Origin of the sequence: Brevibacterium salitolerans, assembly GCF_039531405.1 — a bacterium.
Taxonomy (GTDB): domain Bacteria; phylum Actinomycetota; class Actinomycetes; order Actinomycetales; family Brevibacteriaceae; genus Brevibacterium; species Brevibacterium salitolerans.
The window spans coordinates 191771-205457 of the sequence record NZ_BAAAPZ010000017.1 but is presented as its reverse complement, the minus strand read 5'-3'; the positions used below and the strand labels follow the sequence as shown (position 1 = coordinate 205457).

Annotated in this window: 11 protein-coding genes; 7 read left to right on the top strand and 4 right to left on the bottom strand. The window is 70.4% G+C overall.

Features of this window, described 5'->3' with window-relative positions:
- Positions 1 to 56 precede the first annotated feature (56 nt).
- The 5 genes from ABD240_RS14160 to ABD240_RS14140 all read left to right on the top strand — a co-directional run bounded on the left by ABD240_RS14160 (position 57) and on the right by ABD240_RS14140 (position 6489).
- Entirely contained in the window at positions 57 to 1097 is a 1041-nt protein-coding gene (locus ABD240_RS14160; protein WP_291794217.1) for a 3-isopropylmalate dehydrogenase, read from the top strand.
- A gap of 149 nt (positions 1098 to 1246) precedes the next feature.
- Positions 1247 to 2338 carry a branched-chain amino acid aminotransferase gene (locus ABD240_RS14155; protein ID WP_344337942.1) on the top strand — a complete coding sequence of 364 codons (1092 nt, stop codon included), beginning with the start codon at positions 1247 to 1249 and terminating at the stop codon, positions 2336 to 2338.
- A 36-nt stretch (positions 2339 to 2374) separates the two neighbouring features.
- Positions 2375 to 3304 carry an MBL fold metallo-hydrolase gene (locus ABD240_RS14150; RefSeq protein WP_344337940.1) on the top strand — a complete coding sequence of 310 codons (930 nt, stop codon included), beginning with the start codon at positions 2375 to 2377 and terminating at the stop codon, positions 3302 to 3304.
- A gap of 83 nt (positions 3305 to 3387) precedes the next feature.
- Positions 3388 to 4839 carry an alpha/beta fold hydrolase gene (locus ABD240_RS14145; RefSeq protein ID WP_344337938.1) on the top strand — a complete coding sequence of 484 codons (1452 nt, stop codon included), beginning with the start codon at positions 3388 to 3390 and terminating at the stop codon, positions 4837 to 4839.
- Positions 4840 to 4989: 150 nt separating this feature from the next.
- Positions 4990 to 6489: an MFS transporter gene (locus ABD240_RS14140; RefSeq protein WP_291794208.1), complete on the top strand. Its 1500-nt coding sequence runs from the start codon at positions 4990 to 4992 to the stop codon at positions 6487 to 6489.
- Between the two features lie 115 nt (positions 6490 to 6604).
- Here ABD240_RS14140 and ABD240_RS14135 read toward each other — a convergent pair whose 3' ends face one another.
- The gene (locus ABD240_RS14135; protein WP_344337936.1) at positions 6605 to 7246 is read right to left on the bottom strand and encodes a hypothetical protein; all 642 of its coding nucleotides are present in this window, start codon (positions 7244 to 7246) and stop codon (positions 6605 to 6607) included.
- A gap of 159 nt (positions 7247 to 7405) precedes the next feature.
- Here ABD240_RS14135 and ABD240_RS14130 point away from each other — a divergent pair, with 159 nt between their 5' ends.
- The gene (locus tag ABD240_RS14130) at positions 7406 to 9748 is read left to right on the top strand and encodes a prolyl oligopeptidase family serine peptidase (protein ID WP_344337934.1); all 2343 of its coding nucleotides are present in this window, start codon (positions 7406 to 7408) and stop codon (positions 9746 to 9748) included.
- A gap of 46 nt (positions 9749 to 9794) precedes the next feature.
- Here ABD240_RS14130 and ABD240_RS14125 read toward each other — a convergent pair whose 3' ends face one another.
- Genes ABD240_RS14125 through ABD240_RS14115 form a run of 3 tightly spaced genes read right to left on the bottom strand, consistent with a single transcriptional unit; the run spans position 9795 to position 11988 of the window.
- A complete protein-coding gene (locus tag ABD240_RS14125; RefSeq protein ID WP_291794204.1) occupies positions 9795 to 10649 on the bottom strand; it encodes a hypothetical protein in 855 nt (284 codons plus the stop codon).
- Entirely contained in the window at positions 10646 to 11530 is an 885-nt protein-coding gene (locus tag ABD240_RS14120) for an ABC transporter ATP-binding protein (protein ID WP_344337931.1), read from the bottom strand. The genes ABD240_RS14125 and ABD240_RS14120 overlap by 4 nt, the downstream gene beginning before the upstream one ends.
- Positions 11527 to 11988 carry a GntR family transcriptional regulator gene (locus ABD240_RS14115; protein WP_344337929.1) on the bottom strand — a complete coding sequence of 154 codons (462 nt, stop codon included), beginning with the start codon at positions 11986 to 11988 and terminating at the stop codon, positions 11527 to 11529. Before ABD240_RS14115 ends, ABD240_RS14120 begins: the two co-directional genes overlap by 4 nt.
- Positions 11989 to 12131: 143 nt before the next feature.
- Between ABD240_RS14115 and ABD240_RS14110 the strand changes: the two genes are divergently transcribed.
- Positions 12132 to 13256 (top strand): lipoate--protein ligase family protein, encoded by a 1125-nt coding sequence (locus ABD240_RS14110; RefSeq protein WP_344337927.1) that lies wholly within the window; start codon positions 12132 to 12134, stop codon positions 13254 to 13256.
- Positions 13257 to 13687: the final 431 nt, after the last annotated feature.

Here is a 13687-nt window from a genome sequence, read left to right as displayed (position 1 = left end):
CCCATATCGCGAACAAGGGTGACGAATGCTGAGACCCCATGCATAGCATCGGAGGCATGACGACGTTCAAGATCGCAGTGATGCCCGGCGACGGCATCGGCACCGAAGTTGTTCCCGAAGGCCTCAAGGTCCTGCAGCGCGCAATCGAGGTGACCGGCACGGATGCGGTCCTCGAGACCGAGCACTTCGAGGCGAGCGCGCGCCGCTGGCACGAGACCGGGGAGACCCTCACGGATGCGGAGATGGAGCGTCTGCGTGCGTTCGACGCGATCTTCTTCGGCGCCTGCGGCGATCCCACCACGCCGTCCGGCGTGTTGGAGCGCGGCATCATCCTCAAGATGCGGTTCGGGTTCGACCACGCGGTCAACCTGCGGCCGTCCAAGCTCTTCCCCGGCATCACCTCACCGCTGGCGGATCCCGGCGAGATCGACTTCGTGGTGGTGCGCGAGGGCACGGAGGGCGCCTACACCGGCCAGGGCGGCGTGCTCCGCCAGGACACCCCCGCGGAAGTCGCCACCGAGGTCTCCCTCAACACCCGGTACGGCGTGGAGCGCACGGTCCGCTACGCCTTCGAGAAGGCGCAGTCGCGGCGGAAGAAGCTCACCTTCCTGCACAAGCACAACGTCATGGTCCATGCAGGCCACCTCTGGCGCCGCACGGTGGAGGCCGTGGCCGCGGAGTTCCCCGAGGTCGCCGTCAACTACCAGCACACGGACGCGTCGATGATCTATCTGGTCCAGGACCCGGGTCAGTACGACGTCATCGTCACCGACAACCTGTTCGGCGACATCGTCACGGACCTCGCCGCCGCCGTCACCGGCGGGATCGGCCTGGCCGCCAGCGGCAACATCAACGTCGCGGGCACGGCTCCCAGCCTCTTCGAGCCCATCCACGGCTCTGCGCCGGACATCGCGGGTCAGCAGATCGCGGACCCCACGGCCTCGATCCTCTCCGGCGTCCTCATGGCCGAGCACCTGGGTCTGACCCAGGTGGCCTCCGCCATCCAGGCCGCGGTCGAGGCGGACCTCGCCGAGCGCGGCGACACCCCCCGCAGCACGGCGCAGGTGGGCGACGCCATCGCCGCCCGGCTGGGCTGAGGCCCGCCTCCCGGGCCTTCGCATCCTCCACGGGCCACGGCACCGCACAGCGTGCGGTGCCGTGGCCGCACCCCCTGATCTGTGGTCCGCGGACCTGCGCTAGTGTGTGCCTTAGCACAGTTCTGCTCACAGAAGAGAGAAGAATCCACATGTCGGAATTCGCGCTCAAGAAGAACCCCCAGCCGCAGTCGGACGCGGTGCGGGAGGCGATTCTTGCCGCTCCTGCCTTCGGCACCCAGTTCACCGATCACATGGCCCACATCCGCTTCACGACGGAGCAGGGCTGGCACGGCCACGAGCTGATCCCCTACGGCCCGCTCACCCTGGACCCCGCCGCCGCCGTCCTGCACTACGCGCAGGAGATCTTCGAAGGCATGAAGGCCTACCGTCACGCCGACGGCTCCGTGTGGACCTTCCGGCCTGAGAAGAACGCCGCACGCCTCAACAGGTCCGCCGGCCGCCTGGCGCTGCCGCAGATGGTCGAGGAGGACTTCATCGAGTCGCTGCGCGTGCTCGTGCAGGCCGACAGCTCCTGGGTCCCCACGCCCAAGGACGAGCAGGATGAGGTGAGCCTGTACCTGCGTCCGTTCACCATCTCCGCGGAGCGCTTCCTGGGCCTGCGCCCCACCCAGCAGGCCGACTACTACGTCATCGCCTCACCCGCCGGAGCCTACTTCTCCGGCGGTGTGAAGCCGGTGAGCATCTGGCTGTCCCAGAACCTCAAGCGCGCCGGGCGCGGCGGCACCGGCTTCGCCAAGTGCGGCGGCAACTACGCCGCTTCCACGGAGGCGATGATCGAGGCCGGTCAGAAGGGCTGCCAGCAGGTGATGTTCACGGACGCCGTGGACGGCACGCACCTGGAGGAGCTGGGCGGCATGAACCTCATGCTCGTCACGAGCGACGGACGGCTCATCACACCGGAGGTCTCGGAGACGATCCTCGACGGCGTCACCCGCCGTTCGCTGCTCGACCTCGCCCCCTCGCTGGGCCTCACCCCGGAGGAGCGCCCGGTGACGGTGGAGGAGTGGCGCACCGGCGTGGCCGACGGCACGATCGTCGAGGCCTTCGCCTGCGGCACCGCAGCCGTCATCACGCCGATCGGCGCTCTCGTGTCCGAGGACTTCACCGTGGACCACGGCGACGAGCCCGGCGAGATCACCATGAAGCTGCGCAAGACGCTGCTGGACATCCAGTACGGCCGTGCCGAGGCCCCCGAGGGCTGGATGGTCCGCCTTGCCTGAGGCTCTGCCCGCCGTCGGGACGCGTGTGTGACGCCCATGCGCGACATCGCCGCCTGCGCCGCCTGTGGGGTGGAGACCGATCTGGTCACTGCCGCCCAGGCGGCGCAGGCCGTTTCGGGGCAGTTCCCGGATGTGCGCGGGGGTGCTGCGGAGGGGACGGCAGACGGTGACGGCACCGCTGTCCCGCAGCTCCCCGTCTGCCCCATCTGCGCGGACGAGCGCCAGTTCGTCCCGGCCGGCGGTCAGGAGTGGACGAGCCGGAACCTGCTCGAGGCCTCGGGTCGGGCGGTCTCCGTCGCCGAGGCCGAGCCCGGGCTGTTCTCCCTGCGCACCTCGCCGAAGACCGGGATCGGGCAGACCTGCTATCTGGCGCAGTGCCCGGCCGGCGGCACAGGGGGTCTCCTCTTCGACGTGCCGCCGTACATCGACGATGCGGCGGTGGAGGCCGTGGCCGCACGCGGGGGAGCGGCGGCGATCGTCGCCAGCCATCCCCACATGTACGGCCTGCAGCTGGAGTGGAGCGCGGCCTTCGACCATGCGCCCGTGTTCGTGGCCCGCAGGGATGCGGAGTGGGTGCAGCGCCGCGGCGCCGCGATCGAGCTCTTCGACGAGGAGATCGCGCCGCTGGCCGGTGTGCGGGTGCGCCAGGTGGGCGGGCACTTCCCCGGCAGCTCGGTGGCGCTCTGGCGATCGCCGGCGGACGAGGCCCTCGTCATGCTGGGCGGCGACACGATCTCCCCGGTCGCCAGGACCGGCTGGGTGACCTTCATGCGCTCCTTCCCCAACTACCTCCCGCTCTCCGGGGCCGTGGTGAGGCGGATCGCGGCGGCGGTGGACGACGTGGAGGTCGAGCGCATCTACGGCAACTTCGGACAGAGACTGACCAGCGGCGGGAGCCGCGCGATCGAGGAGTCCGCGCGGCGCTATGCCGAGTGGGTCTCCGGAGAGCACGACGACCTGACATGAGCAGCGAGACAGGCGGAAGTTCTGTGACAGAGGAGCATCGAGGGCGCCCGTTCGCCTCCCGTCGCGGGCGGAAGATGCGCCGGATGGCGGAGAACACACCGGGTCTGCGCCGCCTCGACCGGCCGGTCCATGCGGGACGGGCAGGAGACGCGGAGCCCACGGACGAGGATGCCGGTCTGCGTGCCGGCAGGGGCGCGGGACCATCCGGAGCAGATTCCGCTGCATCGGCCGGACCCGTGTTCTCCCTCGCGTATGTGCGCACACGGCCGGAGGCCCCCGTGCCCGGACGTCCGCCGGTGGTGATCGTCCCCGGCGGGCCGGGGCTGGCCTCGGCCGTTCCCTATACGGCTCTCCGGGCACAGGCGGCACAGCGCGGTCTCGACGTGCTCATGGTCGAGCACCGCGGGGTGGGTCTCTCGCGGCGCATGCCTGACGGCGAGGACCTGCCTCTCGAGTCCATGCGGATCACCGCCGTCGTGGACGACCTCCGTGCGGTGCTGGAGGCGGAGGGCATCGGGCGTGCACTGGTGGTCGGATCCTCCTACGGCACGTACGTGGCCCAGGCATTCGCCCACGCGCACCCGGAGCTCACCGCCGGTCTCGTGCTCGACTCGCCCATGCTGAAGGCGGGCAACGGTGCAGAGGAGGAATGGGCGACCGCGCTGCTCTACGACGGGACGGCGGGAGACGACGAACATCGGCGTCTCGCGCACAAGGTCAGGGATCTGGCCGCCGAGGCCTACGGGAGCGAGAAGCCGGGTGAGCTGGCCGCGCTGGGCAGGGCGGTGCGGATCGTCTACGAGTTCGGCGGGCCCGAGGTGCTCGACGCCTTCCTCAATCAGAGGAAGGTGGGTGCCTCACGACTGGTCCGCAGGCTGCTGGCCGCCATGGGCGGAGGTGATACGGGCACACCTGTGCCGTACTACATGGAGTTCGACCGCACAGGTGAGATCGCCTTCCGTGAACTGGACTACGGCGGGACGGGCCGGAGGCCGGGCACTGCAGCGGTCGGCGCCGAGGCGGAGGGCACGGAGGCAACCCGCACCGCCGCAGGGGATGGCCCGGCCTCCGGCACCGAGTCCGTCGCCCTCGCCGGACCCCGTCGCCTCTTCGCCCGCAGCGAGGACTTCGCCGAGGTCGCCCGGCAGTTCTCCCCGTTCGCCGGGGAGCCCGTCGACCTCGAGGCCGTCCTGCCCCGCATGCGCATACCGGTCACAGTGCTCTCCGGCGACCGGGACCTCCGCACACCGCGGCCGGTGGCCGAACGCATCACCGCCCTCGTGCCGGAGGGAGTGCTCGTCGCCGTCCCGGACCACGGCCACAGCGCCCTCGACACACATCACGCCGCTCTGCTGGAGACGCTGGTGGCCGGTGCGGACGGGAAACCGGGCGAGATCGGGACGGCGGAACCGGGCGAGCCGTGCAGACGCCGGCTCCACTGCCTCGGCTCCGGTGGCGGTCCGAGCGCGGCGGTGGGGCCGATCATCGCCCTCACCCTCGCCCTGGATCGCCTGCTCCCGCGCGAGCGGCGATAGCACACCACCCCCGTCTGCCGGTTCCGAGGCTGCGCACCCGCGCGAGCGGCGGAAAGACCAGATGTCCGCGCGGCAGACGGCCATAGCGCCTTCGCCGCTGTGTGACCGCCGGTGCCGTCCGGGAGTGTGACTGGCGGTACTCTTCTGCTCATGCCTGAGCACTCCGGCGCCACGCCCTCCAGCGCCACTCGACCCGCCACGCCGGCGTCCCCGGCGACCTCGTCCGCCACCCTGCCGACCACCGCGGACGTCATCGCGCATCTGCCGTGGCGCTGGCGCGTGCAGGGAGCCATCTTCCTCGTCGGCGGCCTCGGCTTCATGTTCGACGCCTGGGACGTGGCGCTCAACGGCTTCCTCATCCCCCTGCTGAGCGACCACTGGGACCTCACGGTGGGCCAGGCGGCGTGGATCGCCACGGTGAACCTCATCGGCATGGCCGTGGGTGCGTTCGTGTGGGGCGGGATCGCGGACCGGATCGGACGCAAGTCCGCGTTCACCCTCACCCTCCTCACGTTCACGGTCTTCACCGCGGCAGGAGCCTTCAGCCCGGACCTCGTGCTGTTCTGCGCGTTCCGCTTCCTCGCCGGATTCGGACTGGGCGGCTGCATTCCCGTCGACTACGCCCTCGTGGGGGAGTTCTCACCGGCGAAGCACCGCGGCCGCGTCCTCACGGCGCTCGACGGCTGGTGGCCGGTGGGTGCCACGCTCTGCGCGCTCACCTCGGCCTGGCTCATCCAGTTCTTCGACTGGCGTGCGCTCATGCTGGTGATGATCGTCCCGGCGCTGCTGGTGTTCGCCATCCGCCTCTTCGTGCCGGAGTCGCCCATGTACCTGGCGAGTGCGGGCAGGCATGAGGAGGCGGACGCGATCGTCTCACGGCTGGTCGCCAGGACCGGGGCCGAGGTGACCGCCTGGCGCCGCGCCGAGGTCGCCTCCCCGGCGCGCGCGGGTGGCGCGGTCGGAGCTGGGGCGGGAGGTGCCGGCGCCGGCGGTGCCTCAGCCGGCGGCGGCTGGCGCTCGCAGCTCGCGGCGGCCACGGGCCAGATCGCCGGGCTGTGGCGGTGGTCGTGGAAGATCACCCTCACCGCGTGGCTGCTGTTCGTCTCCGTGCTGCTGCTCTACTACGCCGCACTCACGTGGCTGCCGGGAATCCTGCGCAGGCAGGGGCTCGACGATCAGGCGGCCTTCCTGGTGACGGGGCAGATGACGGGGATCGGGATCCTCGGCGTCCTCGCCTCCGCGCTGCTCGTGGAGGTGCTGGGGCGCCGCTGGCTGCTGGGCGCATCCGCCATCGCGGCCTCGGCGGCGCTCGTGGGCTTCGCCTGGGTGCTGGGCAACTCCGGTGCGGAGCTGGTGACGAGTGCACAGGTGCTCATCCTCGCGTTCGGCTTCCTCATCCAGATCTCCGTGCCGACGCTCTACACCTACGTCTCGGAGCTGTATCCCACGCATCTGCGCGCCTCCGGGTTCGGCTGGGCCTCGAGCGCCTCTCGCGTGGCGACGGGTGTGGCTCCGCTGGTGTTCGGCTCCTTCATGTGGCCGGTGCTGGGACTCACGTGGACCTTCGTCTGCACGGGCGCGCTCGTGGTCGTCGCGATGCTCGTCATGGCCTTCCTCACCCACGACACGACGGGCCGCGAGCTGGACTGAGCGACAGCCCGCCCGCGTCAGGGACCGTTCGTGCGGAGGCGGGAGGCTTTTATATTCTTTTATATTGGGGCCTTCTCCTTTATAGCCTTTATACAGTTCTGCAAAGCCCGCTGTCTCAGCGCTGCGGCCACGCGCCCATGTGGGTCCGTGCGCGGTTGAGGAGTTCGATGACCTCCCGGGTGCTCATGTCCTGCACTCCCGGCACGAAGACCCAGGAGTGCTGCTGACCCCGGCCGAATCTCCGCACAGCGGGGGAGAGCAGCGGGCGCAGGTGCAGCGGCATCCTCGTGTTGACGTTGTGCAGGCCCGAGGGCGTGAGCATCATGACGGCCCGGAGCGTATGGCTGCCGCTGCTGGGGAGCATGACCAGCCGATTCTCCGCCGGACCCAGGTCCTGCCACGGCAGCGGGCCCACGCCGCGCAGTGTGAGCCCCCGCCCGTCGATGACGACGGGACTGTTCTCCGTCTCCTGGTACTGCTGCTGTCGCTTCCGCATGGAGCGCACCAGAGCGACCATGAACACACCCAGCACCATCACGCCGAATCCGCCGACGAGCGCCGGCACGGGCAGCGGTGTGCCCGTGAGGAAGACGACCAGGAGCACAATCGGCGGGGCGATGGCGAGCAGCGTGACGAGGCCGAGGAGCACGGTGAACAGCCCCAGGGTCAGCCGTACCCAGCCGGACGCAGTGCCGCGCAGCTCGATCCTGCCGTGCGTCTGCAGCGTGCGCAGCGCCTGGTCGACCGGGAGTGTCATGCCCCATACGCTAGTGGAGGTTCTGCGCTGCAGACGGCTCTGCGCATGCAGCATCCCTGCTTGCACGGGACCTTGCATGTGTGGAGTCCCTGCGCATGGGGAGTCCTGGTATGCGGGGAAGCCCCTACGCCTGCGGGCCGCAGTCGATAGGGTGACCGTATGACGAGCGGACCCTCCCAGACGACGAAGACCACGCAGGCCGCTGAGCAGGAGGACACCCTGCCCCACGATCCCTATCTCTGGCTCGAGGAGATCGAGGGCGAGGACGCGCTCGCGTGGGTGGAAGCACAGAACGCCCGCACGCTGGCGCGCTTTGCGGATCCCGCGTACGAGGACATGGTCGGTGCCATCCGCAGCGCCCTCGACTCCGAGGACCGCATCCCCGGCGTGAGCAAGCTGGGCGACTTCTACTACAACTTCTGGCGCGACCGTGAGCACCCCAAGGGTCTCTGGCGGCGCACCACGTGGGAGTCCTACACGACGCAGAGCCCGGAGTGGGAGATCCTCCTGGACCTCGACGCGCTGGCCGCGGCCGAGGGGACGGAATGGGTCTTCCACGGTGCACGGGTCCGCCGCACGGACCGCCGCAGGGCGCTCGTGTTCCTCTCCCCGGACGGCGGCGACGCCCACACGGTGCGCGAGTTCGACCTCGAGGCCAGGGCGTTCGTGGCGGATCTCGCCGCCGGGACCGCGGGCGCGGGGGAGAAGGCCTTTGTGCTCCCCACCGCCAAGGCACAGGCGAGCTGGGTGGACGACGACACCCTCCTCGTCGCGACGGACTGGGGCCCGGGCACGCTCACGGACTCCACCTACCCGGCCAGCGCCCGGCTGCTGCGCCGCGGCCAGGACCTGTCCGAGGCTCAGGAGATCCGCACGGTGCCGGCGGAGTCGCTGGCGATCTTCTCCGGGACGGACCGCACGCCGGGCTTCGAGCGCGCCGTCGTCACCGAGGCCCTCGACTTCTTCAACTCCCGCACCTGGATCCGCGACCTGCCCCTGGACGGCGGCGACCCCGCCGCGGGCTGGACCCTCATCGACGTGCCCACGGACGTCTCCGTCGACGTGGACCGCGACCTCCTCCTCTTCCGCCCGCGGACGGACTGGCGCGGGACGGGGCCGGACGGTGCGCCCTTCACGGTGCCCGCCGGAGCACTCGCGGTCGCGCCCTGTGCGCAGTTCCTCCACGGTGCCGAGGCCTCCGGCGCCGGGACTGCCGAGCAGACGGGGGAGAACCGCTCCGGTGCCCGTCCGCGGATCGTCTTCGCGCCCGAGGCCGTGGCCCAGCCGGCGGCCTCCCTCCAGGGCTGGTCCTTCACCCGGAACCACCTGGTGCTCGCCTTCCTGCGCGACGTGCGCTCGGAGCTGCGGACGCTGGACCGTGCCGCGCTTCTGACGGAGGGTGCGGACTCCGTCCCCGGCGAGCTGCCGGGCGGGGCCGTCCCCGGTGTGGATCCGCTGCTGACGGTGGGCATGGGCGCGGTCGACCCCGATGACGAGGACTGCGGCGACGACGTCTGGATGACGGTGAGTGGCTTCCTCACCCCCACCACCCTGATGCGCGGAACCCTGGGTGCGGCTGCCGCGGACGGGGAGCCGCCCGCAGTGGTCAAGACGGCCCCGCATCTCTTCGACGCCGGCGGTCTCGCGGTCACCCAGCACTTCGCCACGAGCGCGGACGGCACGCGGGTGCCGTACTTCCAGGTGGGGCCGGTCTCGGCGGAGGACCCGACAGCAGGACTGGACTCCGGCACCCCGGAGAGCCCGGCCTCGGCGGAGGGGCCCGAGGCCGCACCCGTCATGCTCGACGGCTACGGCGGCTTCGAGCTCAGCCGCCTTCCCGGATATGCCCCCACGGTGGGCCTGGGCTGGCTGGAGCAGGGCGGCACCTATGTGCTCGCCAACATCCGCGGCGGCGGGGAGTACGGCCCCGGCTGGCACGCCGCGGCCCTGCGGGAGAACCGGCACCGGGCCTACGAGGACTTCGTCGCAGTGGCACGGGACCTCGTGGCCCGCGGCGTGACGACGCGCGAGCGGATCGCCTGCTCCGGGGGCTCCAACGGCGGACTGCTCGTAGGGAACATGCTCACGCAGTTCCCGGAGGACTTCGGTGCGGTCTCCTGCGGAGTGCCGCTGCTGGACATGCGCCGCTACACGCGCCTGTCCGCCGGTGCCTCCTGGGCCGCGGAGTACGGCGACCCGGACGATCCGGAGCAGTGGGAGTCCATCCGCACCTTCTCGCCGTACCACCTCGTCGAACCGACGGCCGCGTACCCGCCGGTGCTGTTCTGGACCGCCACCTCGGACGACAGGGTGGGGCCGGTGCAGGCGAGGAAGATGGCCGCGAAGATGCAGGATGCGGGGATCGGCGGCGTCTGGTTCTACGAGGACAGGGAGGGCGGCCACTCCGCCGCCTCGGACAACGAGCAGGCCGCCCGCACCCGCGCGCTGTCCTATCGCTTCCTCATGGAGCAGCTCACGGGTGCGGACGGTCAGGTGGGCTGAGGGCCTGCCCACCGAGGGCGGAGCGAGGCCGCCGCGTGACGCCTGGTCACGGCACCGACCGCCGCAGCGTCAGCCAGGATCCCGCCCCGAGCACCACGACCAGCAGCCCGAGCACTCCGGCGGCGCTCAGCGGCCCCAGCTGCGCCACCCAGCTCACCACCTCCGGCCATGCCTCCAGGCGGGTGATGGCGAACACCACCACGAGGAGGCAGAGGGCCAGACCGATGATGACGAGGGTGAGCACCGTCGTCCCGAGGCTCCGGTAGAGGGTGGAGAACCAGAAGCCGACGATGAAGAACAGCATCACCATGACGAAGACGAGAGCGGCGCCGCTGGCCCAGCCGCTCTGCCAGATCCACGGCAGATAGGCGATGTAGCCGTTGATCCCGTAGCCGTCCGTGGCGCGTTCGAGGAGGCCGAGGAGGACGTAGACGGCGGCGAGACCTGCTGCGGCCAGTGCGGAGGCGAGCAGCGTGCCGAGGAAGAACTCCCGCCGGGCCAGGCTCATGGCCTGGGAGAACGGGAAGGTCAGGGTCATCGCCTGGACGCCCACCACCAGGAAGTACCAGAGTGCGGCCTGGGAGCCGCCGCCGTACATCGGTTCGTCGGAGCCGATCATCCAGTAGACCGCCAGTGAGATCACGATCGCACCGCTGAGCACGATGAGCGGGACCCAGACGAAGATGTAGCTGTTGAGGTACTGCAGCCGCACCACTCCGAGCACGCGGGAGAGTGTGGTGGGGGCGTGCGCGGCCGATGCGCTGCTGTGCGTACCGGCGCGGGGTGCTGGGGTGCCGTGCATGGCGGTCCTCTGCTTCCGGGGACGGTGGACGGGTGTGGAGGGGCGAGGCGGGTCGTGTGCGAAGTCTGCCGAGGTGAGCGCCGTTCCGTAGCGATTCATGTCCTGCTCCTCTCGTGCTGCCGGCTGAGGCGGACCACGAGCTGCTGGAGGGGGACGGGGGAGAGCTCCACGCCCGCGGCCCGGGCCTCCGCGGTCTCCGCGTCCGTGAGCGTGCCGCGGACCGTCGTCGCTGCGACCCTGCCCAGGCTCTCCCGGTGCAGGACCTCGCGCTCGCCGGCGATCCGCTCGACCTCCTCGGCGGTGCCCGTGAGGGTGACCGCCTCGCCGCGGAGCTCCTCCGTGGACCTGTCGACGAGGATCCGGCCGTCGTCGATGACGATGACGCGTTCGATGAGGTCGGCGATCTCGTCGATGAGGTGCGAGGAGAGGACGACGGTGCGCGGGTGCTCCGCGTAGTCCTCCATGAGGCGTTCGTAGAAGAGCGACCGGGCCACGGCGTCGAGACCCAGGTACGGCTCGTCGAAGAATGTGATCTCCGCACGCGAGGCGAGTCCCAGGATCACCCCCACGGCGGACAGCTGCCCGCGTGAGAGCTTGGAGATCCGCGTCTTCACCGGCAGGCGGAAGTCCTCGATGAGGCGCTTCGCGTACTCCTGGTCCCAGTGGGGGAAGAAGAGCGCGGCGGCGCGGAACGCGTGGACGGGGGTGAAGTCCTCCGGGTACTTCTGCCCCTCGCGGACGAAGCACATGCGGGAGAGCACGCGCCTGTTCTCGAACGGCGCCTCGCCGAACACGCGGACGCTGCCGGCGGTGGCGAAGTTCTGCGCCGTGAGGATGGACATCGTCGTCGTCTTCCCGGCGCCGTTGCGGCCCAGGAACCCGTAGATGGCGTTCTCCTCGATGCGGAAGCTGACATCGTCGACGGCGAGGGTGTCCTTGTACTTCTTGGTGAGGTGTTCGACCTCGATCACGGCGGTCATGGTGCGTCCTCCTGCGGGTGGCGGGTGGTCTGCGTGCGGGTGGCGGTCTGGGGGCGGTGGTCTGCGGGGACGTCGTCTGCTGCGGTGTCTGCTGCCGCGTCTGCGCTGCCCGCGCTGCGGACGAGGCCCTCGACGTCCGCAGGGCCGAGGCCCAGGCGGCGGGCCTCCGCGAGCATCGGGACGATGTAGGCCTGGGCGAAGCGCTCGCGGCGCTCCGCGAGCAGGACCTCCCGGGCCCCGGTGGCGACGAACATGCCGATCCCTCGCTTCTTGTAGAGGATTCCTCTGTCTGTGAGTGCCGCGACGCCCTTGGCCGCCGTGGCCGGATTGATGCGGTGGAAGGCCGCGAGCTCGTTGGTGGACGGCGCCTTCTCCTCCTCGGCCAGGCTGCCGTCGACGATCGAGTCCTCGATCGATTCCGCGATCTGCTGGAACAGGGGCCGTCCCGGGTCGAACATCTGCGCTCCTGCTCTGTGCTCTCCGGACCGATGGGACCCGGAACACCTGCTTGGTTAGTTACTCAACTAATGAACCATTCAAGTGGGGTGCCCGTCAAGGGCCCGTCCTGCCGGCGCGGACCGGTGGGGCTACCGTGAGGGGTATGAGCGAACAGACGGCGGAGCACGCAGACGAGTACGGAGCGGGAGCGGAGGGCGCGCAGGAGGAGTCCTTCCACGGGGAGCTGAAGGTGCCGGGCGGCAAGCTCGTCGTCGCGGACGTGACGACGGACGGCAGGCACATCACGGGGGCGAAGATCTCCGGCGACTTCTTCCTCGAGCCGGAGGAGGCCTTCGCGGCGCTCGCCCCCGCACTGGTGGGGGCCTCGGTCGCGGATGACGGCGGCGTGCTCACCGGCCGGCTCGAGGCGGCGCTGGCGGAGTTCCGGCCGGAGCTCGACCTGCAGGGATTCTCACTCGCGGACATCGCCACGGTGGTGCGGCGGGCGCTCACCCGTGCCCGGGACTTCACCGACTACGCGTGGGAGGTGGTCCACACGCCGGTCCTGCCGACCCGCCTCAACGTGGCGCTCGACCAGCAGCTGCTCGACGAGGTGGCGGACGGCAGGCGCGGACCCACGGTCCGCTTCTGGGAGTGGGACGACAAGGCAGTGGTGATCGGCTCGTTCCAGTCCTATGTGAACGAGCTCCATCCGGAGGGCGTGAAGGAGTACGGCATCGATGTGGTGAGGCGCATCTCCGGCGGGGGCGCGATGTTCATGGAGGGCGGGAACTGCATCACGTACTCGCTCTACGCTCCCCTCGAGCTGGTGGCCGGGCTCGACTACGCCGAGTCCTACGCGTACCTCGATCGCTGGGTGATCGAGGCGCTCGCCAAGCACGGGGTGGACGCGTGGTACGTGCCGATCAACGACATCACCTCCGCGAAGGGGAAGATCGGCGGAGCGGCGCAGAAGCGCAGGCGCGGTGCCGTGCTCCACCACGTGACGATGAGCTACGACATCGATGCGGACAAGATGACGGACGTGCTGCGCATCGGCAAGGCGAAGATCTCCGACAAGGGGATCGCCAGCGCGAAGAAGCGCGTGGACCCTGTGCGGAGCCAGACGGGAGCTGCGCGGGAGGAGATCATCGAGACGATGATCGACACCTTCGTCACCCGCTACGGCGCCGTGCGCGCAGACCTGCGGCCGGAGGAGATCGCCGCGGCCGAGGCCCTGGTCGAGTCGAAGTTCGGCACTGAGGAATGGACCCACAGGGTGCCGTGAGGCCTTCCTTCCGCAGGCCGCGCGCGATAGCACTGATAGCGTCCGGCGGCGGTCGAGTCCGGTGAACCGCCCCAGGAGAAGCCGTGGCTGCTTCAGCTGCGGGAGCTCGCCCTGGGATACGGCGGTGTGGATCTGGACATCCCCCTGCTCGAGGGGGATCTCACTCAGGTGGATCCGGATGCCGGATTCCGCGAGCGGCCATGATCGCCTCCATCTGCCTCACCCGCGGCCTGCCTCTGGCGACGAGGAACACCCGCGATTTCGAAGGGCTGGGCATCGACGTGATCGGCCCGCGGGACCCGGGCGGGCGGTGACCGGTGCCCCTGCCGCTGATCGTGCCCTGAGCGTCTGCTCACGGCGGCGCGGCGGGTATGGGCGCAGCAGCGGCACTGTGGAAGACTTGGCGTCTGTACCCGGTGCGGCGCCGGGAG